The 15,994-nt window shown below is 63.7% G+C and carries 15 protein-coding genes; all 15 read right to left on the reverse strand.

The window, feature by feature from the left end:
- Positions 1 to 132: 132 nt before the first annotated feature.
- Positions 133 to 1,230: an agmatine deiminase gene (gene aguA / locus LKD37_RS14085; protein WP_302929771.1), complete on the reverse strand. Its 1,098-nt coding sequence runs from the start codon at positions 1,228 to 1,230 to the stop codon at positions 133 to 135.
- Between the two features lie 5 nt (positions 1,231 to 1,235).
- Positions 1,236 to 2,621 (reverse strand): APC family permease, encoded by a 1,386-nt coding sequence (locus LKD37_RS14090; RefSeq protein WP_302929772.1) that lies wholly within the window; start codon positions 2,619 to 2,621, stop codon positions 1,236 to 1,238.
- 1 nt (position 2,622) lies between these two features.
- Positions 2,623 to 3,633, reverse strand: coding sequence for a putrescine carbamoyltransferase (ptcA, locus tag LKD37_RS14095; RefSeq protein ID WP_302929773.1), 1,011 nt, complete (start codon positions 3,631 to 3,633; stop codon positions 2,623 to 2,625).
- Between the two features lie 125 nt (positions 3,634 to 3,758).
- Positions 3,759 to 4,436: an N-acetylmuramoyl-L-alanine amidase gene (locus LKD37_RS14100; RefSeq protein WP_302929774.1), complete on the reverse strand. Its 678-nt coding sequence runs from the start codon at positions 4,434 to 4,436 to the stop codon at positions 3,759 to 3,761.
- A gap of 105 nt (positions 4,437 to 4,541) precedes the next feature.
- Positions 4,542 to 5,036: a hypothetical protein gene (locus LKD37_RS14105; RefSeq protein WP_302929775.1), complete on the reverse strand. Its 495-nt coding sequence runs from the start codon at positions 5,034 to 5,036 to the stop codon at positions 4,542 to 4,544.
- A complete protein-coding gene (locus tag LKD37_RS14110) occupies positions 5,023 to 5,415 on the reverse strand; it encodes a 4'-phosphopantetheinyl transferase family protein (protein WP_302929776.1) in 393 nt (130 codons plus the stop codon). Before LKD37_RS14110 ends, LKD37_RS14105 begins: the two co-directional genes overlap by 14 nt.
- A 155-nt stretch (positions 5,416 to 5,570) precedes the next feature.
- Entirely contained in the window at positions 5,571 to 9,515 is a 3,945-nt protein-coding gene (locus LKD37_RS14115; RefSeq protein WP_302929777.1) for a PolC-type DNA polymerase III, read from the reverse strand.
- 13 nt (positions 9,516 to 9,528) lie between these two features.
- Positions 9,529 to 10,602: a flavodoxin-dependent (E)-4-hydroxy-3-methylbut-2-enyl-diphosphate synthase gene (gene ispG, locus LKD37_RS14120; RefSeq protein ID WP_302929778.1), complete on the reverse strand. Its 1,074-nt coding sequence runs from the start codon at positions 10,600 to 10,602 to the stop codon at positions 9,529 to 9,531.
- A 43-nt stretch (positions 10,603 to 10,645) separates the two neighbouring features.
- Positions 10,646 to 11,707, reverse strand: a complete 1,062-nt coding sequence (locus LKD37_RS14125; RefSeq protein ID WP_302929779.1) for a M50 family metallopeptidase — start codon at positions 11,705 to 11,707, stop codon at positions 10,646 to 10,648.
- Positions 11,704 to 12,861: a 1-deoxy-D-xylulose-5-phosphate reductoisomerase gene (locus tag LKD37_RS14130; protein WP_302929780.1), complete on the reverse strand. Its 1,158-nt coding sequence runs from the start codon at positions 12,859 to 12,861 to the stop codon at positions 11,704 to 11,706. The genes LKD37_RS14125 and LKD37_RS14130 overlap by 4 nt, the downstream gene beginning before the upstream one ends.
- Before the next feature lie 22 nt (positions 12,862 to 12,883).
- Complete coding sequence (locus LKD37_RS14135; RefSeq protein ID WP_302929781.1) at positions 12,884 to 13,696, reverse strand: phosphatidate cytidylyltransferase; 813 nt, start codon at positions 13,694 to 13,696, stop codon at positions 12,884 to 12,886.
- A 13-nt stretch (positions 13,697 to 13,709) separates the two neighbouring features.
- On the reverse strand, positions 13,710 to 14,465 hold the full coding sequence (gene uppS, locus LKD37_RS14140; protein ID WP_302929782.1) for an undecaprenyl pyrophosphate synthase: 756 nt from the start codon (positions 14,463 to 14,465) through the stop codon (positions 13,710 to 13,712).
- Entirely contained in the window at positions 14,465 to 15,022 is a 558-nt protein-coding gene (gene frr, locus LKD37_RS14145; protein WP_302929783.1) for a ribosome recycling factor, read from the reverse strand. Before frr ends, uppS begins: the two co-directional genes overlap by 1 nt.
- Positions 15,023 to 15,025: 3 nt before the next feature.
- On the reverse strand, positions 15,026 to 15,745 hold the full coding sequence (gene pyrH / locus LKD37_RS14150; protein WP_302929784.1) for a UMP kinase: 720 nt from the start codon (positions 15,743 to 15,745) through the stop codon (positions 15,026 to 15,028).
- An 18-nt stretch (positions 15,746 to 15,763) separates the two neighbouring features.
- The coding region (locus LKD37_RS14155) for a hypothetical protein (RefSeq protein WP_302929785.1) at positions 15,764 to 15,994 on the reverse strand (231 nt) is incomplete at its 5' end.

Consider the following 15,994-nt stretch of genomic DNA (forward strand, 5'->3'; position numbering starts at 1 on the left):
CCCCCCCACCCCCCCCCCGGGATTTTTCTTGTCAAAAAAGCCTCGCAGAGTTTGCCGCCCGCGGGCGGCAAAGCAAATGCAATCATTTTTTGCCGGGGCGTGTACCTGGCAAAAATACTTCCTCCCCCACGCTCACGCCTTGGGCTGCTGCTGGGTGATGCAGTGGATGTTGCCGCCGCCGAAGGCCACCTCCCGGGTCTGGACCCCCACGATCTGCCGGTCCGGGAACATCTGCTGCAGCTGCTGGATGGCCAGCTGGTCGTTTTCGTCGCCGTACTGAGGGGCGATAACGGCCCCGTTGACGATGAGGAAATTCATATACGAGGCGATGCTGACCTCGCCGTTTTCCCGGGGTACGGTACCCTCCACGGCGTCGATGGTCTCCGCCCCCTCCAGACAGCAGGGCTTTTTGGTCAGGCACAGCTTGTGCACCGTCAGCCGCCGGCCCTTGGCGTCGGTGGCCTGGCTCAGGGTGCGGAAGGCGTCCTGGGCCGCCTGATAAAAGGGGTTCTCCGGGTCCTCGGTCCAGATGCAGGCCACCTCCCCCGGGGCCACGAAGCAGGCCACGTCGTCAATGTGGCCGTTGGTCTCGTCGGGGTCGATGCCGTCCCGCAGCCAGATGACCTTTTCGCACCCCAGATAGTCGCAGAGCTTTTCTTCGATATCCCGACGGCTCAGCTCCGGGTTCCGGCCCGGGGACAGCAGGCACATCTCCGTGGTCAGCACCGTGCCCTGGCCGTCCACATGGATGGACCCGCCCTCCAGCACGAAACCGTCGGTGCGGTAGCTGTCCACCCCCTCCAGCTCGCAGATTTTCCGGGCCACCAGGTCGTCCTGGTCCCAGGGGAAGTACAGCCCGTCATGCAGGCCGCCCCAGGCGTTGAAGGTCCAGTCCACCGCCCGCAGGTTCCCCTGATCGTTTTTCACAAAGGTGGGGCCGCAGTCCCGGACCCAGGCGTCGTTGCTGGTCATCTCCACCACCCGGATGTCCTCCGGCAGCCGGGCCCGGGCGTTCTGGAACTGGTCGGGATTCACGCACACCGTCACCGGCTCGAACCGGGCGATGGCCCGGGCCACGTCGGCAAAGGCCTGCTGGGCGGGCTTGGCCCCGCCCCGCCAGTTGTCGGGCCGCTGGGGCCACAGCATCCACACGCCGGTCTGCTCCTCAAATTCCCCGGGCATGCGATACCCGTCCTGCCGGGGGGTGGTTCCCACAATACGTTTTGCCATAGTCGTTATCCTCCTGATCTGGGTTGATGGTGCCGCCGGACGGCGATGAGCAGCTCGCCCAGCAGCACGCTGATGACAGAGCCCACGGTAATGGGCAGAATGGTGGCCAGGGTCTCCCGGTCCGTGGACAGGGGCACGGCGGTGAACAGAATGGACAGGCCGATGAGCACCATGGGCACATAGGCCAGCACCCGCAGCATTCCCGGGCCTCCCGGCACCCGGAAGGGCCGCTCCGCCTGCGGATACTTCCGCCGCAGAGCCAGAAACGCCGGAAACACCGGCATATAGCTCAGCAGCAGCATCACCAGGTTCAGGGCGAAGAAGCTCCAGAACAGGGAGGAATCCGGGCTTACCGCCTGGATGGCAGCTCCCAGCAGGCACACCGCCGATGCCACGATCCCGCTGACCAGGGCCGAGCCCACGGGCATATCGTTGTCCTTCCGCCGCCGGGTGAACACGGCGGGCATGTCCCCCCGCTCCGCGGCGTAGGCGGCGGTGGAGTTGACCCCCATGGACCAGGAGATCATGTTGCCGAACAGCGTCACCAGGAACAGCAGGGCCACAATGCCCACCAGCACCCCGCCGGTGCGGCCGGTCATCAGGGACACGGCGTCGATGAGGCCGGAGTCCACGCTGATGTCCCGGGTGGGGACGGCGGCCCCGATGCCGAAGGCGGAGAACAGATAGATGGCGGCGATCACCACGCCGCCGGTGACGATGGCCTGGGGGATCTGCCGCCGGGGGTCCGCCATGCTTCCGGCGTAGGTGCACACCACCTCAAAGCCCAGGAAGTTGAAGATGATGACGGAGATATACGACAGGCTGTCCAGGTCGAAGGAGGGCAGGAAGGTCCCGGCGGACATATCGTTGACAAAGCCGTTCCGGGCCACATACACAATGCCCAGCACCCCCACCGTCACCGCCAGCAGAATTTTGATGGCGGCGCTGAGGTTCAGGATGACGATGCTGTCGCACACCGGGTAAAAGGCCACCACCGTGACGATCCAGATAAAGGCCAGCTGGATCACCAGGGACCACACCGGCCCCGGCTGCCAGCCGAACACATACCCCAGCAGCTCCGGACACATCACAGCCAAAGACGCCATCCACAGGGGGAAGTTGATCCAGTAGTACCAGGAGGCCCGGGCGCCCCAGCGGGAGTCGGGCCAGGCGGTGTGGATCCAGTCATACAGGCCGCCGTCCCCGGGAAAGGCGGTGCCCAGCTCCGAGGAGATCAGCCCATAGGGCAGCAGAAACGCCAGGATCATGAACAGCCACCAGAAATACTGGCTGTTGCCGATGGAGGCCACCGGGGCGGCGGCCTCCGCCACGAACACCACGCATATGACGGACAGCACCACGTCCGCCAGGCGGAATTTGCGCTTCTCCATGTCAGCTCAGGCCCCGGTCCGCCATAAAGCGCTCCAGCTGCTCCCGGGCGGCGGCCTCCTCCAGTTCGGTGTGCTGCGGGCGGCAGCGGGTGAAATAGACCAGCAGGCCCCGCATGGCCGTCAGCCGGTTTCCGGCCTGCTCCCAGCACAGGGAGGCGGCGGAGTCCGCCACCTCGTCGGTGACGTCCTCGCCCCGGGTGGCGGGCAGGCAGTGGAGGAACTTGCAGCCGATGGCCCCCAGGCTCATCAGCTCCCGATTCACCTGATAGTCGTGGAACACCTCCACCCGCTGCTCCTTGGGCATCTCGTTTTCGTACAGGCCGTACCACACGTCGGTGTAGAGGAAGTCCGCGTCCCGGACGGCGCTGCGGTCGTCTGTGACCAGGAAGCTGCCGCCGCTTTCCCGGCAGTTTCGCTCCATAATGGCCTGGTGGCCATCCGTCAGCTGGTGGCCCTTGGGGCCGTAGTGGACGAATTTCATGCCCAGGTGGGTGGTGATGAAGCCCAGGGACGCGCACACCTGGGTGCCGTCGCCTACGAACACCACCTTGCAGTCCGACAGCTTCTTCCCCCGGGGCAGGTTCTCCGCCATGGTGCACAGGTCGCCGATCTCCTGGGTGGGGTGGTTGTAGTCGGACATACCGTTGAGCACCGGGATGGAGCAGGCCCGGGCCAGGTCCACGACGGTGCGGTGCTGGATGACCCGGGCCATCACCACGTCCACCAGATAGCTCAGCACCCGGCCGGTGTCCTCGATGGTCTCGTGTCCCCCCAGCTGGATCATGCCGGGGCCCAGATACTGGGCGTGGCCCCCCAGCTGGCTCATGGCCGTTTCAAAGGACACCCGCGTCCGGGTGGAGGACTGCTGAAAGATCATGCCCAGGTTCATGTGCCGCAGCAGCGGCGGGTAATAGCCGCCCCGGATGGCGTCCTTGATGGACAGGCTCAGCTGGATCATGTCCAGCAGCTCCCGGGCCGAAAAGTCGTTGGTGTCGATAAAATCCTTGACCATATGGTTTCCCTCCTGCAAGAAATCGTTGGAAATTTTTGCGTTCGGCCATAGTATGCGCCGGGAGGGAACGCGATATGCAAAGGTTTTTCGACAGTCTCAAAAAAGGTTTTTTGACAACCGGCGCGCTATTTTTCGCTGGATATAAATCCGGAAAAACCCGCTTTTTTCAGCCTTTCCAGCATTTTTTCGGCGTTGTTTCGGTTGGCGAAGGCCCCCACCTGCACCCGGAACAGGCCGTCCCCCTTGGGCTGGGGCGCGGGCTTTTCCGCCTGGGCCGGAGCATAGGCCACCCCCAGATACTGGCAAAGGCCCCGGGCGATGGCCTCGCCGATTTCATCGGTGTGCTGGATGATCCACCGGGCCGTTTCCGGATTGTCGTGAAATTCGCACTCCACATAGGCGGTGGGAGCCGCCGGGGTCCGCACCTCATACAGCCGGGAATTGGCCTGGATATTCTCCGAGGTCCCCGGAGTCAGCGGCGCCAGGGCGCCGAAGACCGCCCGGCAGGCGTCGTACCCCTTTCCGGGCACGGCAAAGCAGAACAGCCGGGTGCCGGTGACCTTTCCGTTGAAGGCGTTGGTGTGGACGCAATTGTGGATGTCCGCCCCAAAAGCGTTGGATTCAGCGCATCTTTGGGCCATGCTGGTTCCAAATTTTGCCAGCTGCACCTCCACGCCGCAGCGGCGCAGGGCGGCGGTCTCCGCCTCGGCGATCCTCTGGCACTGGACATGCTCATTGGTATTGCCCCAGGCGTATTTGTTTTCCACCTGGTCGCTGGGACTGATATAAACTCGTTTGGCCATTTTGGTTCCCCCTCCCCTTTCATGCTATGCGGCGCTTTGCATTTTGCCAACAAAAATACCGGAACCGGCAAAATTCCTGCCGGTTCCGGTATTTTTGGCTCTATTTTATGTCTGGTCGCAGGTGATGTCCACGGCGACAGGCGGGATATTCTCCAGGGCAATATAACCGGCAGAACGGCGAATGTAGTCAAAAACATCCTCTCTTTCGTCCAATTCGTCGCTGCACAGCTCGTCCTCAAGCTGGAGACGGCCCTTCACGTCCGGAAATCCGATATCCAGCAGAATCTCCACCGATCCGCCCTCCCCATCCGGGAACTGGCGGGTCAGAGCGAAGTGAATCCACTCCGGTTCTTCGCCGAAGGGGTCGGTTATACAGGTGATCAAATCGTCCTGAATTTCCACATTTTCAACTGGAATCCGGCACATTTCCTCGAAATAAGTGAGAATTTCCGGAAGGGTGGCGGTATCGGGGATTTTCTCCCGCAGGGAGTCCGCCAGCTGGCGGCCCAGGAGGACGGCCGGGTTGTCCGTGGGAGATTCTGCGCGTTTTTGTTTGGATTTTTCCTGCTTTTTCTGAAAAATACGGTCAAAAATGCTCATTTTGTTCCTCGCTTTCTGTTGCTTCTTCTATATTTTCCCAGCACAGGGCGGCGGCGTAGCCTGCCGGGGCCGGGAGCAGGGAGAAGGAATAGCCGGGGACGGAGCAAATGATGGATGAACCGCTCAAATCGAAGTGAACGTGCCGGATTTGGCCCAAAACGCCTCCGCGGCACTTGATAAGCGCCTCTTTCAGGGTCCAGAGCCGGAAGAAATCCGCGTCACAGCGCACAGATTCCCGCTCCTGCGGCGATAAAATGCCCATCAGCCGGGGCGGAACCGGACGGATTTTCTCCACGTCGATGCCCACGGGGACATCCGACACGGCACAGGCCACCAGGCCGTGGCTGTGGCTGATGTTGAAATAACAGTCACTTGCCATTGGTTTACCGTTATTTCCGATAAAAACTGTCCCGGGACAGGGCGGGATGTCCCGTTTTTGGGGGTTTTTGTCCCGGTACAAAGCCAGCATCTCCCGGGACAGGGCATGCCCCGTCTCGTGGTCGTCGCCATGGGACCACACAAAGCGCCACTCCGTCATCCGAACAGGGTGATCTGGCTGGTGTCCGCCATGCCGGCAAAGGCCCCCAGGGCCTTCAGCTGCTCGATGTGGGTTTTGGACAGCTTGCTGCAGCAGGCGGCGAACTCCTCCACGGAGATGAAAGTCTTTCCCTTCCGCTTTTCCACGGTGTCCAGGGCGGCGGTCTCGCCCAGGCCCCGGACGGAGATGAAGGGGGGCAGCAGGCCGTTCTCCGTGATCTTGAAGGCGGTGGCCTGGGAGTCGTAGATGCTGATGGTGTCGAAGTGGAAGCCACGGAGATAGAACTCGTAGCACACCTCCAGGGTGACCATCAGGCTCTGCTCCACGGCGGTGGCGTCCTTGTTGTTCTCGATCTCACGGATCTTCCGCTTGACGGCGTCAATGCCGGCGCAGCAGTATTCCGCGTCGAAGGCCTTGGCCCGGACGGTGAAGAAGGTGGCGTAGAACGCCAGGGGGCGGTGGACCTTGAACCAGGCAATGCGGAAGGCCATCATCACATAGGCCACGGCGTGGGCCTTGGGGAACAGATAGCCGATCTTGGCCAGGGAGTCAATGTACCAGTCGGGCACCTCATGGGCCCGCATGGCATCCTCCCACCCGTCCTGGAAGCCGCCCTTTTTCACCTTGCCCTTCCGGACGGCCTCCATGATCTTGAAGCTCATTTTGGGGTCCAGACCCATATGGATGAGATAGAGCATGATGTCGTCCCGGCAGCCCACGGTCTCCAGAACGGAGGCGGTGCCGCTGACGATCAGGTCCCGGGCATTGCCCAGCCACACATCGGTGCCGTGGGAGAAGCCGGACAGGCGCACCAGGGTATTGAAATCCTTGGGCTGGGTATCCACCAGCATGCCCCGGGTGAACCGGGTGTTGAACTCCGGAATGGCCACGGCCCCGGTGGGGCCCAGCAACTCGTCGTTTTCAAAGCCCAGCACCTTGGAGGAGGTGAAGATGCTCATGGTGTCCGGGTCGTCCAGGGGGATGGTCCGGGCGTTGACCCCGGTGAGGTCCTCCAGCATGCGGATCATGGTGGGGTCATCGTGGCCCAGCATGTCCAGCTTCAGCAGGTTATCCTCCATGCAGTGGTATTCAAAATGGGTGGTGATGGTGTCGGCGTCCTCGGCGTCGGCGGGGTGCTGCACGGCGGTGAAATCCTCCACGTCCATGTCGTCGGGGACCACCACCAGGCCGCCGGGGTGCTGGCCGGTGGTGCGGCGGACGCCTACGCAGCCCTGGGTCAGGCGGTTTACCTCGGCATTGCCGGCGGTGAGGCCCCGCTCGTCCAGGTATTTGCGGACGAAGCCGAAGGCGGTTTTCTCCGCCAGGGTGCCGATGGTGCCGGCCCGGAACACCTGGGTCTGGCCGAACATCTCGATGGCGTGGCGGTGGGCCCGGGCCTGGTACTCGCCGGAGAAGTTCAGGTCGATATCCGGCACCTTGCCGCCGCCGTAGCCCAGGAAGGTCTCGAAGGGGATGTCGAACCCGTCCTTGACGTATTTCGTGCCGCACTCCGGGCAGTCCTTGTCGGGCATGTCCGCACCGCAGCCGTAGCTGCCGTCGGTGATGAATTCCACATGGCGGCAGTTGGGGCAGCGGTAGTGGGGCGGCAGGGAGTTCACTTCGGTGATGCCGGACATATAGGCCACCAGGGACGAGCCCACGGAGCCACGGGAGCCCACCAGGTAGCCGTTTTCCAGGCTGCGCTGCACCAGCTTCTGGGCGGACATATACACCACGTCATACTTCCCCAGGATGCTGCCCAGCTCCACATTCAGCCGGTCCACCACCAGCTGGGGAGGCTGGTCGCCGTACAGGGCGTGACACTTGTCCCAGACCAGGCGGTTCAGGTCCTCCTGGGAGTTTTCCAGCCGGGGCGGGAACAGCTGGCCCGGAGGCAGCAGCTCAATCTCCTCCACCAGGTCGGCGATGCGGCGGGGGTTGTCGATGACCACCTGATGGGCCAGATCCTGGCCCAGATAGGAAAACTCCTCCAGCATCTCGGTGGTGGTCTTGAAGTAGATGGGCAGAGGCGCGTCGGCATCGGGGAACTTCTTGCTGGCAAGGAGAATATGGCGGTAGGCCTCGTCCTCCGGCTCCTGGAAGTGGACGTCGCCGGTGGCGCAGACGGGCTTTCCCAGCTCCCGGCCCAGGCGGACGATGGTGCGGTTGAATTCCCGCAGCTCCTCCTCGGACCGGACGTCGCCGTTGCGGAGCATGAACAGGTTGTTGCAGATGGGCTGGATCTCCAGATAGTCATAGAAGGAGGCGATGCGCTTGAGCTCGGCCCAGTCCTTGTGGTCCTTCACCGCCTGGAACAGCTCGCCGGCCTCGCAGGCCGAGCCGATGATAAGCCCCTCTCGATGGGCCATCAGCTCGGTTTTGGGGATGATGGGCACCCGCTTGAAGTATTGCAGGTTGGAGGCGGAGATCAGCTGGTACAGGTGCTTGAGGCCCATTTTGTTCTTGGCCAGAATGATGATGTGCTTGGGGAAGCGGCTGGACTTGCTGCCCTGGGGCCGCAGCTTCAGCATCTGGGGGTTGATGTCCTGGAGGCGGCGGATGCCCAGTTCTTTTTCCATCTTCTGGAAAAACGGGATCAGCATATAGGCCACCATGGCCGCGTCGTCGGAGGCCCGGTGGTGGTTGAAGGCGGGCAGGTCCAGATACTCGGCCACGATGTCCAGCTTGAACTTGTGCAGCTCCGGCAGGAGATTCTGGGCCAGGATCAGGGAGTCCACATAGGTGGGGTCAAAGGGGATGCCCTCCCGGCGGCAGCCGGCCCGGATGAAGCTGATGTCAAATTCGGCGTTGTGGGCCGCCAGGGGGCGGCCGTTCACAAAGGACAAAAAGGCCGTCAGGGCCTCCTTGGGGGACGGGGCGTCCGCCAGCATGGCGTCGGTGATGCCGGTGAGGCCGATGATCTCCGGCGTCAGGCGGCGGCCGGGGTTCACGAAGGTCTGGAACCGGTCGGTGACCTGGCCGTCCTTCAGCACCACGGCGCCGATCTCGGTGATGGCCTCCCGGTCCACCTTCAGGCCGGTGGTCTCGATATCGAAGCAGACGATCTCGTCGGAAAAGTCCTGGTCCTGGGGACCGTGGACGGCGATGCGGTCGTCTAAGTTATTGACAAAGTAGCCCTCCACGCCGTAGAGGATCTTGATCTTGCCCTTGGCGGTGTGCCAGGCGTCGGGGAAGGACTGGGCCACGCCGTGGTCGGTGATGGCGATGGCCGGGTGGCCCCAGGCGATGGCCTGCTTGATGACGGAGGCGGTGTCCGTCAGGGCGTCCATGTTGGACATCTTGGTGTGGAGGTGCAGCTCCACCCGCTTCTCCGGGGCGGTGTCCTCCCGGGGCTTGTGGGGGATCTTCATAATGTGGAAGGGGCGCAGCTGAATGTCCTTGCCGTCGCGGCTCAGCTCCACATTGCCCTGGACCCGGAGCCACATCCCCGGGGATACGGCGTTCTGCATGGACTGGGCCTCCTTGCCCTCCATGTACTTGGTGACGGTGACGGAATTCCGGTAATCCGTCATGTCGAAGGTCAGACGCCAGACGCCGGGCTTGCGGGTCTCGTAGCACTCGGCGGCAAAGACCTTGCCCTCCACCACCACGGCGCCCATTTTGGGGTTCAGACCGTCGATGGGGACGGGCTTGCCCTTGATCTCCCGGCCCATGAGGATGTCGGACTTGTCCTCCGCGGGCCGGGGGGTGCGGAAGTGGAGCCGCAGCTGGCGCAGCTGATACTGGTCCATCAGCAGCTGGCGCAGGGCGGTGACGGCGGCCTCCGGCAGCGGGGCGGAGGCCGTCAGCTCCAGCTCCATGGTGCGCTCCGCCCGGTCCATGCTGCCGCCCACCACGCAGGCGTCGTGGAGCAGCAGGCCCAGGTCCCGGGGCGGCACAAAGCTCTCGAAAAAGGTGAAAAACGGTATTTTATCGCACATACGGGGTCCTCCCTTACAGCTTGTCGATCTCGTCCATCAGGGCGTCCACCAGCTTGTCCTGGGGGACCTTGCGCAGAATTTCGCCATGGCGGAACAGCAGGCCCTCGCCGTCGCCGCCGGCGATGCCCACATCGGCGGCCCGGGCCTCGCCGGGGCCGTTGACCACGCAGCCCATGACCGCCACGGTGATGGGCTTGGTGCAGCCCTGAAGGCGGCGCTCCACCTCCCGGGCGATGGGGATCATGTCGTACCGGGTGCGGCCGCAGGTGGGGCAGGAGATCAGGTCGGGGCCGGTTTTCCGCAGACCGGCGGCAGACAGGATATCCAGGGCGGCGCGGACCTCCTCCTCCGGGTCCGCCGTGAGGCTGACGCGGATGGTGTCGCCGATGCCCTGGCACAGCAGGCCGCCGATGCCGATGGCGGATTTCAGCACCCCCAGGCGGGGGGTGCCAGCCTCGGTGACCCCCAGGTGCAGGGGGTAGTGGGTCTGCTCATGAAGCATGCGGTAGGCGGCCATGTTCACGGGGACGTGGGAGCACTTGACGGAGATGCAGATGTCGTCAAAATTGCAGTCGTTCAGCAGGCGGACGTGGCCCAGGGCGCTGTCCACCAGGGCCTGGGCGGTGACGCCGCCGTATTTTTGCAGAAGCTCCCGCTCCAGGGAGCCACCGTTGACGCCGATGCGGATGGGGATGCCCCGGTCCCGGCAGGCGTCGGCCACGGCCCGGACCTTTTCCGCGGAGCCGATGTTGCCGGGGTTGATGCGGATCTTGTCCACCCCCTGGCGGACGCATTCCAGGGCCAGGCGATAGTCAAAGTGGATGTCCGCCACCAGGGGGATGTGGATGCGGCGGCGGATGGGGCCGATGGCCCGGGCGGCGTCCATATCCGGCACGGCCACCCGGATGATCTGGCACCCGGCCTGCTCCAGACGGAGGATCTGGGACACGGTGCGCTCCACGTCCTGGGTGGGGGTATTGCACATGGACTGGATGCTGACCGGCGCGCCGCCGCCCACGGCCACGGCGCCCACATGGATCTGTTTGCTCATGGTGTTGTCCTCCTGTAATTGTGTGATAAATGGCATAATTTGCCTCAAAAGGGCGGCGCCCTTTTGAGGCAAAGGGGATTCAGTGGAACAGCTTCAGCACGTCCTGGAAGGTGATGACCAGCATCAGGCCCATCAGCAGGATGAAGCCGGCCAGGTGGACGTAATTTTCAAATTTGGCGGGGATCTGTTTGCGGATGGTGAGCATACACAGGGCGTTGACCACCAGGAAGAAGATCTTGCCGCCGTCCAGGGCGGGCAGGGGCAGCAGGTTCATCACCGCCAGGTTCACGGCGATGAGGGCCGCCAGGTAGGCGATGTTGGCGGCGGCGGCCGCAGCGCTTTCGGACTGCTCGCCCACGGTGGTGATGGTGGAGACGATGCCCACGGGGCCGCTCATATCGGAAAAGCCCGCCTCGCCGGTGATGAGCATCTGGAGGCTCAGGCGCACCAGGCGGACAAAGTCCACCGCCTGGTTCCAACAGTATTGCAGGCGCCCGCCGAAGGTCAGCTCCTCCGCCCCGAAATACAGGCCGAAGCCGGTGAACTTTTCGCCGGACTGGTCCAGATACTCGCCCCGCTCCATGTGGAAGTTCTCCAGCCGGAGCTTCTGGCCGTCCCGGCGGATGACCAGGTCAAAATCCCCGGTTTTGTTGCGGCCCAGCAGCAGGGACACGTCGCTGAAGGTGTAGATGCGCTCCCCGTCGATGGACAGGATGCGGTCCCCCTCCTGGAGACCAGCGGCGGATTCCAGGGGGCAGCCCTCGGCAAAGCCCCGGATCACCGGGACGTTGACGGCCTTGACCCCGGCGTACAGCACCAGGATGATGATAAGCCCCGCCAGGAAGTTCATCAGGGCCCCGGCGGCGAAGATCAGCAGCTTGCGCCAGAAGCCCTGGTTATTCAGGGCGGCGGGGTCGCTGGAGTCCTCCTCCTCGCCCTCCATGGCGCAGAAGCCGCCGATGGGCAGCAGGCGCAGGGAATACTGGGTGTCGCCCTTGGTTTTTTTCAGCAGGGCGGGGCCCATGCCGATGGCGAACTCGTTGACCCGCACGCCGCAGGCCTTGGCCGCCAGAAAGTGGCCCAGCTCGTGGACGGCGATGAGGACGCCGAAAATCAGGATCGCTGCGATAATATAGATCATACCATGTCTCCTACCGTTTGCAGTACAGCGGCTCGCGCCTGTCTGTCTGCTTCCAGTATATCCGGAAGGTCCGGGGCATATTTCACCTCCACCCGGGAAAGGGCGGACTCCACCAGGCGGGGAATGTCGTTGAAGCCGATGCGCTCCTGCAGGAACAGGGCCACCGCCGCCTCGTTGGCACCGTTCATAATGGCGCAGGCGGTGCCGCCGGCTTTGGCGCACTGGCGGGCGATGCGCAGGCAGGGGAAGGCGTCCATGTCCGGGGCCCGGAAGGTCAGGTCGCCGCAGGTCAGCAGGTCCAGGGGCCGGTCCGGGCTGGGGGTCCGACGGGGCCAGGTGAAGGCATAGCGGATGGGCAGCTTCATATCCGGGGTGCCCAGCTGGGCGATCATGGCCCCGTCCCGGTACTCCACCAGGGAGTGGACGATGCTCTGGCGGTGGATCACCACGTCCACCTGCTCCACCGGCAGCCGGTACAGCCGCATGGCCTCGATGACCTCCAGGCCCTTGTTCATCAGGGTAGCAGAGTCGATGGTGATTTTTGCACCCATGCTCCAGTTGGGGTGTTTCAATGCATCGGCGGGGGTGACAGACTCCAGCTGCTGATAGCTGCGGCCGAAGAAGGGGCCGCCGGAGCAGGTCAGCAGCAGCCGCCGGACCTCATTGCGGTCCCGGCAGCCCTGGAGGCTCTGGAAAATGGCGCTGTGCTCGGAGTCCACGGGGACGATGTCCGCGCCGCAGCGCTCCGCTTCGGCCATGACCAGCTCCCCGGCGCAGACCAGGGTCTCTTTATTGGCCAGGGCGATGCGCTTTTTCCGGCGGATGGCGGCCAGAGTGGGCTCCAGGCCCACGCTGCCCATAACGGCGGTGACCACGGTGTCGGCCTGGGGCAGCTGAGCCGCCAGCAGCAGGCCCTCCGGCCCCGCCTCCACCCGGATGTCCGTGTCCGACAGGCGCAGGCGCAGCTCCCGGGCGGCGTCCCGATCGTACAGCACCGCCAGGGCGGGGTGAAACTCCCGGGCCTGCTGCTCCAGCAGGTCCACCTGGCGGTTGGCGGTCAGGGCCGCCACGGAAAGGCCCAGCTCCCGGGCCACCTGCAGGGTCTGGCGGCCGATGGAGCCGGTGGAGCCCAGCAGGGAAATGGTTTTTGTCATGTTGCGATTCTCCTTATGCCGTTTATGCCGCCAAAGCCCGCAGCAGGGCGCACAGCACCGGGGCGGCAAAAAGCACGCTGTCGAACCGGTCCAGCACGCCGCCGTGACCCGGCAGCAGACGGCCATAGTCCTTGATGCCATACTGGCGCTTCACGGCGGAGAAGCTCAGGTCCCCCAGCTCCCCCAGCAGCGCCCCCAGCAGGCCCAGGGCCACGCACAGGGGCAGGCCCAGGTTCACACCGGTGATGGCCCGGTACACCAGGCAGAAAATGGCCATGCCGGCCATGCCGCCCACCAGGCCGCCTGCCGCGCCCTCCACGGTCTTATGGGGGCTGACCAGGGGGGCCAGCTTATGACGGCCCAGGGCCATGCCGGTGAACAGGGCCAGGGCATCGCTGCAGAAGGCCGCCACCAAGGGCGTCAGCACCAGGAGATACCCCCCCTCCAGCATCCGCAGGCCGTAAAGCCCCGAGAAGGCCCAGGGGATGGCGAAGCCCGCCGCGGCCATGGCGCAGACGTCGGTAAAGGTCAGGGCCTGAGGCTTTCCATAGGTCAGCACCCCGGAAAGGGGCAGGGCCAAAGCCGCCGCCAGCAGCAGCCACTCCAGGCCCGGCCAGGAAAATACCTGCCGCCCCAGCAGCAGCACGCCGCACAGGGCGGGCAGCACCGTCCAGCGCCGGGCCTTGTCCGGGCCGCACACCGCCGTCAGCAGCTCGTGGGCGGCGATGACGGACAGGGCCGCCAGCAGCAGGGCCGTGGCCCAGGCGGGAGCGATGCACAGCACCGCCAGCAGGGCGGGAATGCCCACCACAGCCACCAATATCCTCTGTTTCATGTCTGTATCCTCTCTATTTCACGCCGCCGAACCGCCGGTCGCGGCTCTGGTAGGCGATGATGGCTTTGTCCAGGGCCCGGGCGTCGAAGTCCGGCCACAGGGTGTCGCAGAAGTAAAACTCCGAATAGGCGCACTGCCACAGCAGGAAGCCCGACAGGCGCTCCTCGCCGCTGGTGCGGATGATGAGCTCCGGGTCCGGAATCCCGGCGGAGTAGAGATAGTCGGAGAAGCCCGCCTCGGTGAGGCTGTCCGGGTCAGCGGTACCGTCGGCGCAGTCCCGGGCGAAGCGGCGGGCGGCGTGGAGAATCTCGTCCCGGCCGCCGTAGTTCAGGCAAACGTTGGCCTGGAACCCGTGAATGTGGGTGGAGATCTCATTGGTGCGGTCCACCAGGGCCTGCAGCTCCGGCGAAATGGCGGACAGGTCCCCCAGAAAGCGCAGGCGGATCTGGTCCCGCTCCATGGAGTCGATGGCCTCCAGCATATACTGCTTGAGCAGGGCCATGATGGTGCTGACCTCGTCGGCGGGACGCCTCCAGTTTTCCGTGGAGAAAGCGTACACCGTCAGGTATTCCACCCCCAGGTCCTTGCAGTAGGTGGCGATTTTGCGGAAGGTCTCGGCCCCCACTTTATGTCCGGCAGTGCGAGGCAGACCCCGCTGCTTCGCCCAACGACCGTTGCCGTCCATAATAATAGCGATGTGGCGGGGCAGGCGGCTCTTGTCCACCTGCCCCGCCCCGTGATGATGAATTTTCTTGGAAAACAGGCCCATCAGACGGACAGGAGCTCCTTTTCCTTGTTTTCCAGGAGCTTGTCCAGTTCCTTGCAGCTGTCGTCGGTCAGCTTCTGCAGGTCCTTTTCCGCCATCTTCAGCTCGTCCTCGGTGATCTCGGAGGCCTTCTGCTGCTTCTTGAAATTCTCCATGGCGTCGCGGCGGATGTTGCGCACGGCCACCTTGCCGCCCTCGGTATACTTGCGGATCTGCTTGACCAGGTCCTTGCGGCGCTCCTCGGTCAGCTGGGGGAAGCTCAGGCGGATGGCCTTGCCGTCGTTCTGGGGATTGATGCCCAGGTCAGACTCCAGAATGGCCTTTTCGATGGCCTTCAGGGCAGAAGCGTCCCAGGGGGTGATCACCAGGGTGCGGGGATCGGGAGAGCCAACGGACGCGATCTGCTGGATGGGGGTGGGGGTGCCGTAATAGTCCACATGGATGCGGTTGAGCACGGAGGCGTTGGCACGGCCTGCACGCACGGCGGCAAAGTCGTTGGCAACGGATTCGATGCTCTTTTTCATTTTTTCCTCGTAAACCTTGTACTCGTCTTTCAGCATGGGTTATGCCTCCTTCACAATTGTTCCGATTTTTTCGCCGCGCAGGGCGCGGACGATGTTGTAGGGGTCCTTCAGGGCGAACACCAGCACGGGAATGTGGTTGTCCATGGACAGGCTGGTGGCGGTGGAGTCCATGACGGCCAGGCGCCGCTTGAGCACCTCGTCATAGGTGATGGCGTCGAACTTCACGGCGTTGGCGTTCTTGGCGGGGTCGCAGTCGTACACCCCGTCGATGTTCTTGGCCAGCAGGATCACGTCAGCCCCGATCTCGGCGGCCCGGAGCACGGCGGCGGTATCCGTGGAGAAGAAGGGGCAGCCCACGCCGCAGCCGAAGATCACCACGCGGCCCTTTTCCAGATGGCGCACGGCACGGGCCCGGATGTAAGGCTCCGCCACCTCTTTGATCTCCAGCGCCGTCTGGACCCGGACGTCCACGCCCTTCTGCTCCAGCACGTCAGCCATGGCCATGCAGTTCATGGCGGTGGCCAGCATGCCCATGTGGTCGGCACGGGTGCGCTCAATGTGGCCCTCGCCGTTTTTCACGCCCCGCCAGAAGTTGCCGCCGCCGATGACCACGCCCACCTGGATGCCCATGGCCACGCACTCCTTGATGACGTCGGCCACCCGGCCCATGACCTGGAAATCCAGGCCGAAGTGCTTGTCGCCGGCCAGAGCCTCGCCGCTGATCTTCAGCAGCACCCGTTTGTACTTCGGTTCGTCCATTGACTGAATCCTCCCTATTCATACTTGGTTGTATTTTACCTTATTTTTCTGGTTTTGCATAGGGGGTAAACGCAAATTTTTGCCAGGTTGTTTTTTCCGGGAAAAAAGTATATAATACAGAATTATCAAAAAAGGGCGAAGCCCTTTTTTAATAAAAGGCTTGCAGTCTGCCGCGCGCATAATTTGTTCGCTGAAAGCGAACAAATTCCACACTTGCAGACTGAGAAGTATTTTTTGCCAGGTACACGC

The organism is Brotocaccenecus cirricatena, from assembly GCF_020687045.1.
Lineage (GTDB): Bacteria > Bacillota > Clostridia > Oscillospirales > Oscillospiraceae > Vescimonas > Vescimonas cirricatena.